The following is a 15,963-nucleotide window of genomic DNA, read 5'->3' as shown; positions in this document are numbered from 1 at the left end:
TGTTGGAGCTTTGTCTCTATCTCTGGTGAGTCCTAGTTCAGGTGCGTTATGGCAAAGGTTCTCCTTACTGGCGGCTGCGGTTTTATCGGCCGGTATGTGGTCGAAGAGCTTCTTTCAAGGGATTACGAGTTGCGCGTGCTCGACGCGCTCCACGAGCAGGTCCATGCGGATGCGCAGATTGCACTACCGCGGGACGTGGAGATGTGCCGCGCCGACATTCGCGATGCGGCCGCAGTCAGAAGCGCGCTCAGCGACGTCGACTGCGTCGTCCATCTGGCGGCGGAAGTCGGGGTCGGTCAGTCGATGTACGAGATCACCCGCTATGTGGGCGTGAACGATCTCGGCACCGCCGTCCTGCTCGAAGCCATGATCGGATTGCCGATCCGGCGCATCGTTGTGGCCTCGTCGATGAGCGTCTACGGCGAGGGCCTCTACGAGACGGCAGCGGGGGAGCGTCTCTCGCATGTCAGGCGTTCCGCCGCCCATCTCAAAACCGGCGCATGGGACCCGGTCGGGCCCAAAGGGGAGCGTCTGAGACCGATCGCAACCGACGAGCACAAGCCCGTCGATCTCGCCTCGATCTATGCCTTGACGAAATATGTCCAGGAACGTCAGGTGCTGATCTTCGGAGAGGCCTATGGTGTGGAGGCCGTGGCGCTCCGCCTCTTCAATGTGTTCGGTGCCGGCCAGGCGCTTTCCAATCCCTATACGGGAGTGCTCGCCAACTTCGCTTCGCGGCTTGCCAACGGGCAGTTGCCCATGGTGTTCGAGGACGGCAGACAGCGGCGGGATTTCGTTCATGTCCGCGATGTGGCCCGGGCCTTTCGGCTGGCCCTCGAGCAGCCGCAGGCGGCTGGGCACGTCATCAACATAGGCAGCGGCGAGGCCTACTCCATCACGGATGTCGCCTTGTTGCTCGCCGAAGCAATGGGCGCGCTGGAGCTCGAACCGGAAATCATCAATAAGGCCCGTGTCGGCGACATCCGCAATTGCTTTGCCGATATCGCCAAGGCGCGCGACCTGCTCGGCTTCGAGCCCGCCCACAGGCTCGAAAATTCGCTTGCGGATTTTGCGGCATGGGTACGGAGCGCCGGAGCGATCGACCGGGGCGCCGAGATGAAGCGACACCTAGAAGAACGGGGGTTGGTTCTATGAGCGCCGGGCGTCTCGATAGGACCAAGGGTCTGGCAGCGCCCGTTTTGTCCAGGAAGTCTGCCCCGATCCTTGTGGTCGGCGGTAGCGGTTTTCTGGGCTGCAATGTCGCCGACAGCTTCCTGCGGGAGGGCAAGGACGTCATCGTCCTCGACAATTTGAGCCGTGCGGGCGTCGAGCGAAACCTTGAATGGCTGGTGGACAACCACGGTAGCGCCGTCCACTTCGTGCTCGCCGATATCCGTGAACTCGCCGAAATAGAGCCTGTTTTCAAGGAGGCCGAGGCCGTCTTCCACTTTGCCGCGCAGACGGCGGTGACGACCAGCCTCGACGAACCGATCGACGACTTCGAGACGAATGCGCGCGGCACGATCAACGTGCTCGAGGCAGCAAGGCGCGCCAACCGTCGCGCGCCCGTCATCTTCGCCAGCACGAACAAGGTCTATGGCGCGCTCGCGGATATGGCAATGAACGCGGTCGATGATCGCTACGTGCCGGTAGACGAGACGCCGCGCAGATACGGTGTCGGCGAGGCGCAGCCTCTCGATTTCTGCACGCCCTACGGCTGCTCGAAAGGTGTCGCGGACCAGTATGTGCTGGACTACGCGAAATCCTACGGTCTTCCGACCGCCGTGCTCAGGATGAGCTGTGTCTACGGCCCGAGACAGTTTGGCACCGAGGACCAGGGATGGGTGGCGCACTTCCTCATTCGCGCCCTCGCCGGCGAACCGATATCGGTCTACGGCGACGGCATGCAGGTCCGAGATATTCTCCATGTCGGCGATGCGGTTGCGGCCTATAGGGCGGTGTTGAGCTCGATCGAGCGCATTCAAGGGCGCGCCTTTAATCTCGGAGGCGGTCCCGAGAACGCGGTCAGCGTTGCCGAGGTGCTGCGCGAGATCGAGCTTCTGACCGGACGCCGGCTCATGACGGTAAGAAGCGATCGGAGGATCGGCGACCAACTGTTCTTCGTTGCCGATACACGCGCACTTCAGGAGGCGCTCGGCTGGAAGGCGCGCACCGCCTGGCGAGCAGGGCTGCGTGACCTGCATGCCTGGCTTCTTCAGGATTGGATCGAGGTCAGCGAGGCTCAGCGTCAACCTCGGAGGGTCACAGCATGAGCAGCCGGGCCATCCCCGCTCGTCAGCCTAACATTTCGGTCGGCAGCCGGAAGCGACTGCCGAGGCGGGTCCTCATGAGCGTCGACGCTGTCGGCGGTGTCTGGCGCTACGCGATGGATCTCGCCGAGGCCATGGGCGGCGCCGGCGTGGAAAGCGTTTTCGTCGGGCTCGGCCCCGCCCCGTCCGCGGCGCAAAGGGACGAGGCGGCCCGGATCGGCACGCTCGAATGGCTGGTCGCGCCGCTCGACTGGATGGTCGAGGACGAAACGGCGCTCGATGCGGTCCCGGCCACGCTCGCCGCCATATCGCTCAAGCACTCCGTCGACCTGCTGCATCTCAACCTGCCGTCGCAGGCTGCCGGTCTGGCGGTCGAGATTCCGGTCGTCGCCGCTTCGCATTCATGCGTCGCCACCTGGTTCCAGGCAGTGCGCGCCTCGGGCTTGCCGCCGCACTGGCTCTGGCAGAAGGCGAGCAATCGGCGCGGGTTCGACGGTGCCGACGTGGTGATCGCCCCGAGCCGAAGCCATGCTGCCGCGTTGACGCGCTGCTATGGGGCGATCGACAATCTCGCCGTGGTACACAATGCGAGCCGCTTCCACAGCGCGGAGACCGCCAAGGAAAGCCTCGTCTTTGCCGCAGGCCGCTGGTGGGACGAGGGTAAGAACGGGGCCGTGTTGGATCGCGCTGCCCGTCACATCCGCTGGCCGGTCGTTATGGCCGGGGCGTGCGATGGGCCGAATGGCGAGCACCTCGCCATCGAACATGCGGACTGGCGAGGCGAACTCAGTCACGAGCGGACGATGCACCTGATGTCGCGAGCGGCAATCGTCGTCTCGCCGTCGATCTACGAACCTTTCGGCTTGGTGGCACTCGAGGCGGCGCGCGCCGGCGCGGCTCTCGTCCTTGCCGACATCGACACCTATCGCGAACTTTGGGACGGCGCAGCCCTGTTTTCGGATCCGCGAGACCCGGCGGCCTTCGCGAGCGCCGTCAACAGGCTGGCTGACGACGGCGAGCTGAGATTCAAGCTTGGACGGCGCGCTCGACTGCGGTCGCGCGATTTCACGATCGAAGCCCAGCGCGATGCGGTGCTTGCCGCCTATGGCGAAGCCATGTGCCGCTCCTCTCGGTTGACGGCAGCGGAGTGACCAATGAGATTTCTGTTCTATACGCATTCACTCGTTTCCGACTGGAACCATGGCAACGCTCATTTCCTGCGCGGCGTCATGCGTGAGCTCCTGCGGCGTGGTCATGATGCGGTGGCGCTGGAGCCGAGCGATTCCTGGAGCCGCCTCAACCTCATTGCCGACCAGGGCGTCGGGGCGATTGCCGCCTTCCGCAAGCACTTCCCGGAACTGCGGACCGTGGTCTACGGTACCGATTTCGATCACGAAGCCGCGGTGGCCGATGCCGACGTCGTCGTGGTTCACGAATGGACAGATCCGCAATTGGTGGCGCGTCTCGGTCGCTTGCGTCGGGAGGGCAGCGGCTTCAGGCTTGCCTTCCACGACACGCATCACCGCGCCGTGAGCGCCAAAGCGGACATCGCCGCACTCGATCTTTCGCACTACGACTTCGTTCTCGCTTTCGGTGAGGCCCTGCGCGAACGCTATCTGAAGGCCGGCTGGGGAAAGCACGTGCATGTCTGGCACGAGGCTGCTGATACCTCCCTGTTTCGTCCCATGCCTCAGATGGAGAAGCGTGGCGATCTCGTCTGGATCGGCAATTGGGGCGACGACGAGCGCAGCGCGGAAATCATGTCCTTTCTCGTCGAGCCGACGAGAAGGCTGAAGCTAGCGACGACGGTGCGGGGAGTCAGGTATCCGGTTGCCGCTCTGAATGCATTGCGTGACGCGGGTATCGCCTATGGCGGCTGGGTGGCGAACGCCGCCGTTCCGCGCGCCTTCGCCGAACACAGGGCGACGATCCACATCCCGCGGCGGCCCTATGTCGGAGCCTTGCCCGGCATACCGACGATCCGCGTCTTCGAGGCGCTCGCCTGCGGCATTCCCCTCATCTCCACGCCATGGAACGACGCCGAGGGTCTTTTCCGCCCCGGCAAGGACTTTGTCGTTGCGCGAAATGGCAAGGAGATGAGTCGGCATCTGCGCCAGGTGCTCTCCGATCGAGCTTTCGCTCAGGAGCTGGCTCTATCCGGCTTGGAGACGATCGAGGCGCGTCATACCTGCCGGCATCGCGTCTCCGAGCTTCTCGAGATCGTGGCTCGCTACAGGCCGGGAAAGCCTCTGGATGAGCGTGTCGCACTCAAGGAGGCCGCGACATGAGGATTGCCTTTTACGGATCGAGCCTTGTTTCCGCCTATTGGAACGGTGCGGCAACCTATTATCGCGGGTTGCTCCGCGCGCTTGCAGCGCGCGGCCATGAGATCACCTTCTACGAACCGGATGTCTACGACCGGCAGAAACATCGCGACATCGATCCGCCGCCATGGTGCAAAGTCGTGGTCTATGAAGGGACTGTCGAGGCGTTGAAGCGTGTCGCGGGCCAGGCCGCCGCGGCGGACATCGTCGTCAAGGCGAGCGGTGTCGGCTTCGAGGACGACCTCCTGCTCGCCGAGGTCATGACATCCGCCAATCCGGCTGCGCTGAAGGTCTTCTGGGATGTCGACGCGCCCGCGACACTTGCGGAGCTCAGGAGCAATCCCGATCATCCACTCCGTCGCGCGCTTTGCGCCCTCGAACTCGTCTTGACCTATGGCGGCGGCGACCCGGTCGTCGAGGCCTACCGCGCCATCGGCGCCCGCGAATGTATCCCCGTCTACAACGCCCTCGACCCGGAGACGCATCATCCGGTGCCGGCGGACCCGCGCTTTGCCGCCGACCTCGCTTTCCTCGGCAACCGCTTGCCGGATCGGGAGTCTCGCGTGGAGGAGTTCTTCCTCGGTCCCGCGGCACGGCTTGACGGCCGGAAATTCCTGCTTGGCGGGGCGGGCTGGCATGACAAATCACTGCCCGCAAACGTCGCCTACATCGGCCACGTCCCGACTGCGGATCACAACGCCTTCAACGCAACGCCTTCCGCAGTCCTCAACGTTTCGCGCGCTAGCATGGCTGCGAACGGCTTTTCGCCGGCAACGCGCGTCTTCGAAGCGGCAGGCGCGGGCGCGTGCCTGATCACGGACGCCTGGGAGGGCATCGAACTTTTCCTGAAGCCGGGAGAGGAAGTGCTGGTCGCGAGAGACGGCCGGGACGTGATCGAGCTCCTGCGTGATCTCACGCCCGCCAATGCCAAGATGATCGGCGAGCGGGCGCTTGGCCGTGTGCTGAGCGAACATACCTATGACCATCGTGCCGCGGAGGTGGACCGCATCTTCCGCAGCCGGGCGCCCCGCGCGGAGGCTGCAGAATGAAGCGCTCACTCGACATCGCTATCCTCGGCCTTTCGCTCTCATCTTCCTGGGGCAACGGGCACGCGACGACGTTTCGGGCACTCCTTCGTGGCGTGCACGCCGCCGGGCACCGGGTAACTTTCCTGGAAAGAGACGTGCCCTGGTACGCGCGCCACCGCGATCTAGCGGAGCCTGACTTCTGTGAGCTCACGCTCTACAAGAGCGTCGACGAACTGATTGCGCGGCATGGACGCAGGCTTGCTGGGGCCGACGCAGTCATCATCGGCTCCTACGTGCCGGACGGCGTGGAGGTGATCGATGCCGTCAGCGACCTCGGAACGAACCGGTTGTGCTTCTACGACATCGACACGCCCGTGACCCTGGCCAAGCTTGCGCGCGCGGACGAGGAATATCTCGCTCGCAGGCAGGTCCCGATCTTCGACGTCTATTTCTCCTTCTCCGGCGGCAGGACGCTCGATCGCCTTCGGGAAGAGTTCGGGGCGAAACGACCCGTGCCGCTCTACTGCGCTGTCGACCTCGACGTCTATCGCAACACCGGTGCAGCGAGGGTGTGGGATCTTGGCTATCTCGGGACCTTCAGCCTCGACAGACAGCCCGCTCTCGAACGGTTGTTGCTGGAGCCGGCGCGGCTGTTGCCTGACAAGCGTTTCGTCGTTGCCGGGCCGGGCTACCCGACAGATATCATCTGGCCGAGGAATGTGGAGCGCATCGAACACCTGCCGCCGCCCGAACACGCCGAATTCTACAGCCGGCAGCGCTTCACGCTCAACGTCACGCGCGCCGACATGATTGCCGCCGGGTGGTCGCCGAGCGTTCGCCTCTTCGAGGCGGCCGCCTGCCGCACACCCTTGATCAGCGATTGGTGGGAAGGGATCGACAGCTTCTTCCCGCCGGGACGGGCCGCAATCATTGCACACGACAGCGATGACGTCGTCGCGGCGTTGACAGGCCTCGACGATGACCGCTGCGCGGCCATTGCCGATTGCGCTTTTCAGCGCGTCGCAAGTGCGCATAGCGCGCGCGCCCGCGCCAGAACCTTCGTCGAGGCGATCGAGGCCGTTCAGCTCAAATCCGATCTCGCCACGAGACAATCCGAACGGCAACTTCCGGCGTAACACCGAAAGGAGAACGGCCGATGGCAAAACGAAACAAAGTGAATCGCGGAAAGGTCATCCTGGTTGCCGGCGGGGCCGGCTTCGTCGGGTCTCACCTTTGCTCGGCCCTTCTCGATGCCGGCAATCGCGTGATCTGCCTCGACAGCTATCTCACGGGGTCCCCCGCCAATATCAGCGGTCTTGAGCGCAATCCCTATTTCACCGCCATCGAACAGGACGTCTGCGACGAGTTCGAACCGGATGAGCGGCTCGACCAGATCTACAACTTGGCTTGCCCCGCGTCGCCGCCATCATACCAGGCCGACCCGATCCATACGATGATGACAAGCGTCGCCGGAACCGGCAACCTGCTGCGGCTCGCGGAAAAGCACGGGGCGACCTTCCTCCAGGCCTCGACGAGCGAGATCTATGGCGATCCGGAGGAGCATCCACAGCAGGAGGATTATTGGGGTCACGTCAATTGCACCGGTCCGCGGGCGTGCTACGACGAAGGGAAACGCGCGGCGGAGACTCTGTGCTTCGACAGCCTGCGATCAGGAAGCGTGGACGCGAGGGTTGCTCGCATCTTCAACACCTATGGCCCGCATATGCGTCCGAGCGACGGCCGTATCGTCTCGAACTTCATCGTGCAGGCTCTGAAGAACGATCCGCTCACCGTGTACGGCACGGGCGAACAGACGCGCTCCTTCTGCTATGTCTCCGATCTCGTCGAAGGGCTGATCAGGCTGATGAATTGCGAGCCGAACCCGGGCGTGCCGGTAAATCTCGGCAATCCGGGCGAATTCACGGTCATCGAGTTGGCGGAACTGGTTCTTTCGAAAGTCAGGACCGCTTCGACCATCGTCCATAAACCCTTGCCGCCGGATGATCCTCAGCGCCGCCGGCCCGACATCTCCCGCGCCAAAACGCTGCTCGCCTGGGAGCCCAAGATTGTGTTGGAAGAGGGGCTGTCGCACACGATTGCGTGGTTCAAAAAGGCTCTGCCGAGACAACGCGCAACGCGTAACCCGCGCCGTCCCGCGAACCAGCCGCAGCTCTCGACCATTTCTCAGGATCTTTGATCATGGGCGAGGAAACGAAGGACCGCAGGACCATCGAAGACGAGATCGCGGCGCTTGGACCATGGTTCCACAACATGCGCATCAGAGGCGTCGAAACCTCGCCGGATCACTTCCTCGGCGATTACCCCGCGGTGAAGTGGAAGGCTTTCAAGCATGTCGTGCCGGAGGACCTCGAGCGACGTAGCGTGCTCGACATCGGCTGCAACGCGGGTTTTTACACTCAGGAGATGAAACGCCGCAACGCTGGACGCGTACTCGGCATCGATTCCGACCCGCGCTATCTGCGGCAAGCGAAGTTCGCTGCTGAACAGGCCGGAATGGACATCGAATTCAGGCTGATGTCCGTCTACGACGTTGCACAACTCGGCGAGAAATTCGATCTCGTCCTCTTCATGGGGGTTCTCTATCATCTGCGTCATCCGCTGCTGGCGCTGGACCTTCTCTACGAGCATGTCGTGGACAATGAGATGCTCTTCCAGTGCATGCAGCGCGGTGACGATTCGGCAATGCGGGTGGAGGCAGACTACGACTTTCGGGAATGGCAAATCTTCGAGCGTCCCGGTTATCCGAAGCTGTTCTTCGTCGAACATCGCTTCGCTGACGATCCCACCAATTGGTTCATCCCGAACCGGGCCGGCGTCGAAGCTCTGCTTCGCAGTTCCGGCTTCGTCATCGAAGCCAATCCCGAGCGGGAGGTCTATCTCGTGCGCAGAGGCGAACGCCCGTATTTCGACGAGCCCACCAAGCGCCTTCTCTCAGGCTCGCATTTCTAGAAAAAAGGGCGTTTAACTGTAACGCCGGAGCTGCGCCGCTTCCTCTTCAAGGAGGTCGGCCACTTCCTGAAGCGTCATGTGCGTCGCGCAAAGGTGGATGGCGCACTCAAGAAAGCGCGTCGAGGACCGGCGCAGAAACAGCGCCTCCTCTCGGGCGGCCAGCTCCCACAGCGGGTCTTTTCGTTCGGGGCGATCGTTAGGCATATCAAGACTCCTCGATTCCTTGCGAACCACCGTCTTTGACGGGATCGCGGCGGCGCTCAGGACGGCGGGGCGCCGATGGCATAGATCAGAGCGCCTATCACGATGACGATGCTGATGATGGCAAAGCCGAGCCCGACGCGTTGTCTGTTCGAAGCAGGCGTTTCACGCGAGCTGAGCGGCCGCATGGCGTCCGCATATTCGGTCGAATTGTCGGTGGCCGCGCCGCCAAGCTGCCCGGTTCTTGCGTCCCGGGTCGCCTCTACTGTCAGAGGCGCTCCCGCTGCCTCGTCGTCCGTTTCCAGCGGTGCCGCAGCCGGATCGAAGCCGCGCTTCTTGTCTCCCGTTCTGCCGTGCTGGATGTCGCCGCGCACCTGTGCGGGATTCTCCGCGGTCTTGGGCAACTTGGACATGTTCGCTCCTTTCCGCTGTTGCAGGACAACCGGCTCTGGCGACATTTGTTCCCATCTCCCCCCCCCCGCGTCCGCGTCGCTGTACGATGCCGGTACGGGCGGAACATCCGAAAGGTTCCAGCTTCATCTCGATGCGCGGGATGAGTTCGCAACGGACATCTGCCAAGGCCTCTTCAGATCATCTCGGTAAGCGCCATGATCAGCAGGAAGCCGACGGCATTCGCGAGTGCTGAGGACTGCTGGAACTGATGCGACTCCGCCTCCGGCACGAGGTCGGTGATCGTCAGATAGAACATGCCGCCCGCTCCTGCGGCGAAAAGAAACCCGAGAACCGCCTCCGACAATCCTTTAAGAAAAAACCAGCCGGCGACGGCGGAGACGAACAGCGACACTCCGATCAGCGACGTCCAGCCGAGAATGCGCCACTTGGGATTCTTCTGCTCCTGGTCGAAGGCCAGCTCACCGATGCTCATGCCCTCGCTGAGATTATCGATGCAAATCGCAAGGCCCACAATCAGCGCGACGCCCGGTTCGAATGCGGCCCCGACACCGATCGCCATTCCTTCGATCAGTTCCTCCGCGCTCGTCCCGCCGGCGAGTACCGCAACGCCGCTGCCGCGCGGCTTCTTTCGTCGGTGGAGCTGCTCGACGGCGCGATTCTGATCCGCTTCCTCTCCCGCCATGCGCCAGCGGTTGACATAAAGGTCAAGGAAATAGACGAGAGCCAAGCCAAGCAGGAAACCGGCGGCGACCACGGGAACAGATGCGAGCTCCAGCGACTTTGGCATCATCTCGAAGGCGAAGGTGCCCAGCAGAACGCCGGCCGCGAAGCCGACCGCGATCGAGAGAAGGAGGCTCGAAGGTCGCGCCCAGACCGCGATCAGGCCACCAAGCGGCGAGGCGAGCGCTGCCGCGGAAGCCACTCCGAAAATGATCAGGGGATCCTGCTCCATGGACGCGCCGGACGGGTTCAGCGGCTTCTGTTTTCAGGCGAACGCTCGTAAAGCTCGTCGATCTTTCGCTTCTGCGCTTCCTTGGCGGCCGGCGGCAGTGGTTTCTGCCTTAAGATCGCATAGGCCACCGCGGCACCCAGGATGAAGGCTCCGCCGGCGGTTGCGAATAGCCAAAGATAATCCATAACCATGGTTGCACCTCCTCAAATGGGCCAACCGGCGCTGTCGCCCGGGGTTTCCTGTATCTCCACGGTCGACCGGGCGTCCTCAGGGCCGCGGCGATTTCACCTCGCCAAAGCGCACCTCTTCGCGCGACGGATTGTCGGCAATCGACTCTTCCTCCTCGTCGTTCGGGAGAGCTTCATCGGGATCGACATTCGCCTCGTCCCTGCTGCGGGTCGGGCGCACGCGGCCCGTGACGACGGGTTGCGCGTATTCTTCGTCCGGTCCGTTCGCGGGCAACTCTTCATCTGGCGGGGGAGCAGGCGTCGCTCGGGGCCGGTCCTTCGGACTATTCCGTGCCATGATGTCCTTCCTTCTGTCTGTCAGGGGAAAGCGCGTGTGCCCACATTGTTCCGTTTCGACGGCGAAGGCATCTCGCCGCAGGTTCGGTGGCCGCGCGGCGATTGTGCCCCCTTCGTATCAGCAAGAAAGAAGATGCTGCGGCGCGGCTTAAGGGCTCGAGAATCTGAGGAGCCCGCCTTTCCTTCAACGCGGGTTCGTCGGGTGACCTGCCGCGTGATCGACTGACGCGCTGCCCGCGACCGGAAGGATCCGCGGGGCTGCCGCCGCTTTGGGAACGGTCAATGCTTGGCCGTCACGTCGCGCTTGTCCCGCTCGAGGAACTTGCGGGTGATCTCGCCTGTGTGCTGCTCGAGCCATTCCGCCATCGCAATCTCTTGCTGCAGGATGGTTTCGCAGACCCGCTTCGTTTCCTGATCACCTGCATAGTCCGCCGCTGCGATCAGGATCTTGTAGCTGGCGATCTCCATATGCTCGAACGTGTAATTGGCGAGCGAACCCTTGACCACTTCGTCGTCGACGAAAAGGCCACTCAGGCTCTGCCCGAAGGCCACGATCTTGCCGGTAATGTCCTTGATAGTCGAGGCACCGCCGTCGAGCCGCTCGAGGCACCGCTCGAGCATTGCGGCCTGGTCGCGCGTTTCCTGCAGGTGACGATCGATCCGGGCTTTGAGCTCGGGATAGTTTTCCAGCCGTCTGGACTGGCTGGTAAGCATGGTGATCGCCTGCTCTTCCATCGCATGCGCGTCCCTAAGCCAAGCCAGCAAATTTTTGTTCGCCGCCGCCATCGGATGTTCCTTTCTTTTTTGCGGCTCACCGAACTGATGGCACCGGGAAAAGTTCCAAATTCGCGCCGTACTAGCTCGATGAATCGTGAGAGCGGATTCGGAACAATTCCAATCGGCGGCGATTGATAGCGAGTGTGGCAGAGCCGCGCCTTTCTTCAGCAACGATCGAAGCAGGTACGATGCAAAGAGCCGTGATCGCAGCAGTGCTCGTCCTCCTCATAGTCGTAGCGGCGCTTTGGACGATTTTCCCCCTCGACGGGCCAACCCAAGAAGAAGGCCAGCCGCCGCCGCATGCGATCGACCAATCGGAATAGGAGTGACTTCCGCCGAGGACAGCGCGTCCATCAAAATAAGATCGAGCAGGCTCATGCAAGAAGAACTGAAGATATTTCGGCTGGCGCCGCTGGCGGAACCCAACGATCCGAACTGGCAAAACGCCCAATATCAGGGCGAGGTGACCGTGGTCGCCAGATCGAGCGGCGATGCCCGCCTGGTTGCTTCCGAGGCGGAACTGGATTTCCGCGAGATCGACGCCAAACCGGCAGAAGGCGTGACAACCGACATGGCGAGCGCGTTCCGTAACGAGAAGCTCTATACCGTCATCGAGGAGGGGCCGGCACCGCCGGGCTCGAAGCGCGGAGTGATCGGCGGCACGGTTCGGATCGACAACATCATCTCGACGCAGTTGTAAGCATTCACGCTCTTGACGCGAGTTTCCCTCTCACAAACCGAACGGGAATGTTTCGGGTACGCCTGGCTCGATATGTTCCGGGCCGAGCGGCGTGACCGGTGCCGTTTCGTCGAACCAGACGAAGGCGTCGAACTGCCGGGGCAGCGACGCATAGGCATAATGGCTCAAGCGCTCCGTTTCCGGTCTGTAGATGACTCCGATGAACCGCTCGAGCCTCGGCGTGAGCAGCTTCTCCCGAAGCATATGGTCGCGCGAAAAATCGAGGAGGAAGCGCTCGACTTGCGCGTTGTGGAACAGGCGCTCGTAGCTGTCCTCGATCGAGGGCCGGATCGGCTTCACCTCCATTTCGCCGCCCCAGTCGCTCGCCGCTGCAACATGCCCGCCATGCGTGCCGAAGCCGATCAGCGCAGTCTCGCGGGGGAAGTTCTCCCGGCAAAGCTGGCCGATGTTCAACTCGTCGCGCGCCGTGCCCATGTCGGTGTGGCGGGCGTCGCCTATATGCGAGTTGTGGGCCCAGACGACCGCTTTCGCGTCGGGCCCGCGTGCATTAAGAACGTGTCGCAGCGTCTCGAACATATGCGTGTCGCGCATGTTCCAGGATTCGGCTCCGCTATAATACATGATGCGGTAGTATCTTTCGGCCGAGGCGACGAGGCGGGCGTTCTGCGCGGCGTCGAGAAGATCGTCGCCCGCTTCGCGTCCTGCCTCTAGCTGCCTCTCCAGCAATTCGCGGCATTGTCTGACGACCGCTTCCTCGCATTTTCGGAAGCCGGCGTTAAGCGCCGCCCGGCCATAGGTAGACGGTTCGTTCTGCCATGGCGTTAGACAGCCGTAGCGCTCACGCGCGACCGCTGCCGCCTCCGGGTCGACCTTGTCGAGATACTCCAGCACCGCAGCGATGGAACTGCGCATGTTGTAGATGTCGAGGCCATAGAAGCCCGCGCGGTCGGCGTCGCGCCTGCGTTCGTTGTGGGCGCGCAGCCACTCCGTGAATTCCATGATCTCGCGATTTCGCCACATCCAGGTCGGGAAGCGTTGGAAGGGAGCCTGCGGCCGTGCGGCTGGGCTGCGGTGACGGACGTAACGATCGATCGCCGCGGCGTCCGGCCAATCGGCTTCGACGGCGACGATGGTAAACCCGTGTGCCTCGATGAGCCGGCGGGTGATGGCCGCGCGGGCGCGGTAGAATTCGGACGTGCCATGGCTTGCCTCGCCGAGCAGCACCAGCCGCTGCTTGGCGAAACGATCGAAGAGGCGTCCGAAGGCGGGATCGTCGAAATCGGGCAAGGGCTCGGCGGCGTCGGCGATCATTTCGGACAGGGTGGGCGGTGGCCGCAGGCGTGACGAGCCGCGGGGTGCCGTCCGCTCTTCGGCCCAGCCTTCTTCGCCGACAAGCGGCACGAACCTGACGCCTCCGAGGTCCTGTTCCTCGAAGGTGGTGGCATTGACGCGGGTGATCCTGACGAGGCGCTGCTCTTCCGGCGGGCCGACGGGGATGACCAAATGGCCGCCGAGATCCAGTTGTTCCTTGAGCGCGTGCGGGACGGCAGGCCCGCCTGCCGCCACGAGGATGGCGTCGAAGGGGCCTGCTTCCGGCCACCCCCGCGTGCCGTCGCCGATGCGCACATCGATATTGCGGTAGCCGAGATCGGCAAACCGCCGTTGTGCCGTCTCGGCCAATCCGGCGTGGCGCTCGATCGTGTAGACATGTGCGGCGATCCGGCTGAGAACCGCTGCCGCGTAGCCGGACCCGGTCCCGATTTCCAGAACCGTGTCGCCCGGCTCGACTTCCGCCCGTTCGGTCATCAGCGCAACGATGTAGGGCTGCGAAATGGTTTGACCATGGCCGATCGAAAGGGCCGAATCCTCATAGGCGAATTCCTCGAAGCCGGGGTCGACGAAGGCCTCCCGCGGGACGAGCCGCATTGCTTCGAGAACGTCGGGGTACTTGATCCCCCGACGGGAAAGGTGGGACACGACCATTCGGTCCCGGGCACGGGTAAAATCGATCATGGTGGATAGTCCTCCTGTTTCCGGTCGGACTCACCGGACAAAGCGCCATTCGCATCGAGGCTCCGGCGCTGTCTGCTCCGGAACCGCGAACGGGTCGCAATGTTCCCCCGCGGACGTGTCGCTGCTACAGGATCGGCTTGCCGCCGGTAACGGCGATCGTGGCGCCGGATACATAGCTCGACATCGGATCTGCCAACAGGACGTAGGTCGAGGCGAGTTCCACCGGTTGCCCGGGCCTTTTCATCGGGACTTGCTTGCCGAAGTTCATGACCGAGTCCTCGGGAAGCGTCGAGGGAATGAGCGGCGTCCAGATCGGGCCCGGTGCCACGGAATTCGCGCGAATGCCCTTCTCCGCGAGCAGCTGGGAGAGCCCGGCGGTGAAATTCTGGATCGCGCCTTTCGTGGTCGCATAGGCAAGCAGAGTCGGGTTGGGGTTGTCGGCATTGATCGAGGCCGTGTTGATGATCGAGCTGCCCGGCTTCATGTGCGGGACCGCTGCCTTCGTGAGATAGAACATGGCATGGATGTTGACGCGGAACGTCAGCTCCCACTCCTCGTCGCTGATGTCTTCGATGTTCTTGAAGGACGCTTGGTGGGCCGCGTTGTTGACGAGGATGTCGATGCCGCCGAGTTCCTTGACCGCGGTTTCGATAATGCGCCTGCAGTGATCGGAGGACTGGATGTCGCCGGCGACGAGCACGGCCTTGCGGCCCGCCTCCTCCACCAACGCCTGCGTCGCCTTCGCGTCTTCGTGCTCGTTGAGATAGGCGATCAGGACGTCCGCGCCCTCGCGTGCATAGGCGATCGCCACGGCCCTTCCTATGCCGCTGTCGCCGCCGGTAATGACAGCTTTCTTGCCGGCAAGCCGACCTGATCCCCTGTAGGAGTTTTCACCATGGTCCGGCAGCGGATCCATGCGGTCCGTTGTTCCAGGCATCGGTTGGCTCTGGCGTTCAAACGGTGGGCGGGGAAAGTTTTCCATGGTGAAGGCCTCCTTCGTGGAACCGACGCGAATGGTGGCGCGTGCTTGCTTCGACGATGGTTCCGATAATGGCGGGTTGCGATAACGGGCGCGGCCCTAACTCAGGCTCTGCCGCTTTGTTCCGAGAGGCGGAAGCGGCGAGGAGAGATGGAACTTCGTCTGCGGCCTGGCGTTGACAAACGAGAAGCCGAGGAGGGCGAAATGTCGAAAACACAGAAGAAGTCGAAAGGGGTGCCGGACGTCACCATAGGAAAAAGCGAGCCTGTGAAGTCGGACAGCGACCTGAAATCGAAGACGCAGCCTCTCGAGCCGGATGAACTGCCGAAGCACCAAGCGGTGAGGGAGGCAGCACGCAGCAAAAGGGACGACTTCCTCGTGGAATCCGACCTTGAGGATGCCGACCAGCGCTTCCCACTCCCCAGCATGAAAGACCAGGACTGACGCACGGCGAAGAAAGCTGCTCCTCGTCCTGAGCGACACTTCCGGAGAAGAATCATGAAGACACCCAAGAACGGCGCGCCCGGCACAACGGAACAATCGCCGAGGTGGGAAGGGCCGAAGGAAACACGGCCCAGAGGATATATGCCGGCAAAGGACGATCCCGAGCGCGACAGAGACGCGGCCGGCGAAAATCTGAAAGACCCGCATCGCGGCAAGTTGTCTGACGCCGGAAAGACGAAGGGCGACTAGGTCCGACAACTCGGGGCGTGCCACCCCCGCCCTTTTTTCGGAGCGGGCGCCCGCTCCCTCACGTCCCGACCTGCCCGAAAACACCGGGCGCCGGCGCCGCGGCGGGGAACCGCGCGCT

Annotated in this window: 19 protein-coding genes; 11 read left to right on the top strand and 8 right to left on the bottom strand. The window is 63.1% G+C overall.

Going from position 1 to position 15,963, the window contains the following annotated elements; translation table 11 throughout:
* Positions 1-48: 48 nt before the first annotated feature.
* The 8 genes from M728_RS22835 to M728_RS22800 all read left to right on the top strand — a co-directional run bounded on the left by M728_RS22835 (position 49) and on the right by M728_RS22800 (position 8,592).
* Complete coding sequence (locus M728_RS22835; protein WP_026620947.1) at positions 49-1,155, top strand: NAD(P)-dependent oxidoreductase; 1,107 nt, start codon at positions 49-51, stop codon at positions 1,153-1,155.
* Positions 1,152-2,273 carry an NAD-dependent epimerase/dehydratase family protein gene (locus tag M728_RS22830; protein WP_026620946.1) on the top strand — a complete coding sequence of 374 codons (1,122 nt, stop codon included), beginning with the start codon at positions 1,152-1,154 and terminating at the stop codon, positions 2,271-2,273. Before M728_RS22835 ends, M728_RS22830 begins: the two co-directional genes overlap by 4 nt.
* Positions 2,274-2,347: 74 nt before the next feature.
* The gene (locus tag M728_RS22825; protein WP_026620945.1) at positions 2,348-3,421 is read left to right on the top strand and encodes a glycosyltransferase family 4 protein; all 1,074 of its coding nucleotides are present in this window, start codon (positions 2,348-2,350) and stop codon (positions 3,419-3,421) included.
* A gap of 3 nt (positions 3,422-3,424) precedes the next feature.
* Entirely contained in the window at positions 3,425-4,558 is a 1,134-nt protein-coding gene (locus M728_RS22820; RefSeq protein ID WP_026620944.1) for a glycosyltransferase, read from the top strand.
* A complete protein-coding gene (locus M728_RS22815) occupies positions 4,555-5,643 on the top strand; it encodes a glycosyltransferase (RefSeq protein ID WP_026620943.1) in 1,089 nt (362 codons plus the stop codon). The genes M728_RS22820 and M728_RS22815 overlap by 4 nt, the downstream gene beginning before the upstream one ends.
* On the top strand, positions 5,640-6,758 hold the full coding sequence (locus M728_RS22810; RefSeq protein WP_026620942.1) for a glycosyltransferase: 1,119 nt from the start codon (positions 5,640-5,642) through the stop codon (positions 6,756-6,758). The genes M728_RS22815 and M728_RS22810 overlap by 4 nt, the downstream gene beginning before the upstream one ends.
* A 20-nt stretch (positions 6,759-6,778) precedes the next feature.
* Positions 6,779-7,819: a UDP-glucuronic acid decarboxylase family protein gene (locus M728_RS22805; protein ID WP_026620941.1), complete on the top strand. Its 1,041-nt coding sequence runs from the start codon at positions 6,779-6,781 to the stop codon at positions 7,817-7,819.
* Positions 7,820-7,821: 2 nt separating this feature from the next.
* On the top strand, positions 7,822-8,592 hold the full coding sequence (locus M728_RS22800) for a TIGR04290 family methyltransferase (RefSeq protein ID WP_026620940.1): 771 nt from the start codon (positions 7,822-7,824) through the stop codon (positions 8,590-8,592).
* A 12-nt stretch (positions 8,593-8,604) separates the two neighbouring features.
* Here M728_RS22800 and M728_RS22795 read toward each other — a convergent pair whose 3' ends face one another.
* From M728_RS22795 to M728_RS22770, 6 genes are all read right to left on the bottom strand, one after another.
* Positions 8,605-8,796: a hypothetical protein gene (locus M728_RS22795; protein WP_034883677.1), complete on the bottom strand. Its 192-nt coding sequence runs from the start codon at positions 8,794-8,796 to the stop codon at positions 8,605-8,607.
* A gap of 56 nt (positions 8,797-8,852) precedes the next feature.
* Entirely contained in the window at positions 8,853-9,197 is a 345-nt protein-coding gene (locus M728_RS22790) for a hypothetical protein (protein ID WP_026620939.1), read from the bottom strand.
* 182 nt (positions 9,198-9,379) lie between these two features.
* On the bottom strand, positions 9,380-10,159 hold the full coding sequence (locus M728_RS22785) for a ZIP family metal transporter (RefSeq protein WP_026620938.1): 780 nt from the start codon (positions 10,157-10,159) through the stop codon (positions 9,380-9,382).
* Between the two features lie 17 nt (positions 10,160-10,176).
* Entirely contained in the window at positions 10,177-10,350 is a 174-nt protein-coding gene (locus M728_RS22780; RefSeq protein WP_198023389.1) for a hypothetical protein, read from the bottom strand.
* A gap of 76 nt (positions 10,351-10,426) precedes the next feature.
* Entirely contained in the window at positions 10,427-10,684 is a 258-nt protein-coding gene (locus M728_RS22775; protein WP_026620937.1) for a hypothetical protein, read from the bottom strand.
* A 278-nt stretch (positions 10,685-10,962) separates the two neighbouring features.
* On the bottom strand, positions 10,963-11,469 hold the full coding sequence (locus M728_RS22770) for a ferritin-like domain-containing protein (RefSeq protein WP_026620936.1): 507 nt from the start codon (positions 11,467-11,469) through the stop codon (positions 10,963-10,965).
* Between the two features lie 367 nt (positions 11,470-11,836).
* Between M728_RS22770 and M728_RS22765 the strand changes: the two genes are divergently transcribed.
* Positions 11,837-12,160: a hypothetical protein gene (locus M728_RS22765; protein WP_026620935.1), complete on the top strand. Its 324-nt coding sequence runs from the start codon at positions 11,837-11,839 to the stop codon at positions 12,158-12,160.
* A 30-nt stretch (positions 12,161-12,190) separates the two neighbouring features.
* Here M728_RS22765 and M728_RS22760 read toward each other — a convergent pair whose 3' ends face one another.
* Both M728_RS22760 and M728_RS22755 read right to left on the bottom strand, forming a co-directional pair.
* Positions 12,191-14,173 (bottom strand): protein-L-isoaspartate(D-aspartate) O-methyltransferase, encoded by a 1,983-nt coding sequence (locus tag M728_RS22760; protein WP_026620934.1) that lies wholly within the window; start codon positions 14,171-14,173, stop codon positions 12,191-12,193.
* Between the two features lie 124 nt (positions 14,174-14,297).
* Positions 14,298-15,155: an SDR family oxidoreductase gene (locus tag M728_RS22755; RefSeq protein WP_026620933.1), complete on the bottom strand. Its 858-nt coding sequence runs from the start codon at positions 15,153-15,155 to the stop codon at positions 14,298-14,300.
* A gap of 201 nt (positions 15,156-15,356) precedes the next feature.
* On the opposite strand from M728_RS22755, the gene M728_RS22750 reads away from it, so the two are divergent.
* Both M728_RS22750 and M728_RS22745 read left to right on the top strand, forming a co-directional pair.
* A complete protein-coding gene (locus tag M728_RS22750; protein WP_026620932.1) occupies positions 15,357-15,596 on the top strand; it encodes a hypothetical protein in 240 nt (79 codons plus the stop codon).
* A 54-nt stretch (positions 15,597-15,650) separates the two neighbouring features.
* Positions 15,651-15,845, top strand: coding sequence for a hypothetical protein (locus M728_RS22745; protein ID WP_026620931.1), 195 nt, complete (start codon positions 15,651-15,653; stop codon positions 15,843-15,845).
* Positions 15,846-15,963 lie beyond the last annotated feature (118 nt).

Origin of the sequence: Ensifer sp. WSM1721 (assembly GCF_000513895.2) — a bacterium.
In the GTDB taxonomy this organism is placed as follows: Bacteria; Pseudomonadota; Alphaproteobacteria; order Rhizobiales; family Rhizobiaceae; genus Sinorhizobium.
The sequence above is the reverse complement of the archived record's forward strand: the minus strand, read 5'-3'. Positions and strand labels throughout refer to the sequence as shown.

Bases quoted from the DNA above. Each gene is read 5' to 3' on its own strand.
- M728_RS22835 (WP_026620947.1), top strand. From the start codon at position 49: ATGGCAAAGGTTCTCCTTACTGGCGGCTGCGGTTTTATCGGCCGGTAT.
- M728_RS22830 (WP_026620946.1), top strand. From the start codon at position 1,152: ATGAGCGCCGGGCGTCTCGATAGGACCAAGGGTCTGGCAGCGCCCGTT.
- M728_RS22825 (WP_026620945.1), top strand. From the start codon at position 2,348: ATGAGCGTCGACGCTGTCGGCGGTGTCTGGCGCTACGCGATGGATCTC.
- M728_RS22820 (WP_026620944.1), top strand. From the start codon at position 3,425: ATGAGATTTCTGTTCTATACGCATTCACTCGTTTCCGACTGGAACCAT.
- M728_RS22815 (WP_026620943.1), top strand. From the start codon at position 4,555: ATGAGGATTGCCTTTTACGGATCGAGCCTTGTTTCCGCCTATTGGAAC.
- M728_RS22810 (WP_026620942.1), top strand. From the start codon at position 5,640: ATGAAGCGCTCACTCGACATCGCTATCCTCGGCCTTTCGCTCTCATCT.
- M728_RS22805 (WP_026620941.1), top strand. From the start codon at position 6,779: ATGGCAAAACGAAACAAAGTGAATCGCGGAAAGGTCATCCTGGTTGCC.
- M728_RS22800 (WP_026620940.1), top strand. From the start codon at position 7,822: ATGGGCGAGGAAACGAAGGACCGCAGGACCATCGAAGACGAGATCGCG.
- M728_RS22795 (WP_034883677.1), bottom strand. From the start codon at position 8,796: ATGCCTAACGATCGCCCCGAACGAAAAGACCCGCTGTGGGAGCTGGCC.
- M728_RS22785 (WP_026620938.1), bottom strand. From the start codon at position 10,159: ATGGAGCAGGATCCCCTGATCATTTTCGGAGTGGCTTCCGCGGCAGCG.
- M728_RS22780 (WP_198023389.1), bottom strand. From the start codon at position 10,350: ATGGTTATGGATTATCTTTGGCTATTCGCAACCGCCGGCGGAGCCTTC.
- M728_RS22775 (WP_026620937.1), bottom strand. From the start codon at position 10,684: ATGGCACGGAATAGTCCGAAGGACCGGCCCCGAGCGACGCCTGCTCCC.
- M728_RS22770 (WP_026620936.1), bottom strand. From the start codon at position 11,469: ATGGCGGCGGCGAACAAAAATTTGCTGGCTTGGCTTAGGGACGCGCAT.
- M728_RS22765 (WP_026620935.1), top strand. From the start codon at position 11,837: ATGCAAGAAGAACTGAAGATATTTCGGCTGGCGCCGCTGGCGGAACCC.
- M728_RS22760 (WP_026620934.1), bottom strand. From the start codon at position 14,173: ATGATCGATTTTACCCGTGCCCGGGACCGAATGGTCGTGTCCCACCTT.
- M728_RS22755 (WP_026620933.1), bottom strand. From the start codon at position 15,155: ATGGAAAACTTTCCCCGCCCACCGTTTGAACGCCAGAGCCAACCGATG.
- M728_RS22750 (WP_026620932.1), top strand. From the start codon at position 15,357: ATGTCGAAAACACAGAAGAAGTCGAAAGGGGTGCCGGACGTCACCATA.
- M728_RS22745 (WP_026620931.1), top strand. From the start codon at position 15,651: ATGAAGACACCCAAGAACGGCGCGCCCGGCACAACGGAACAATCGCCG.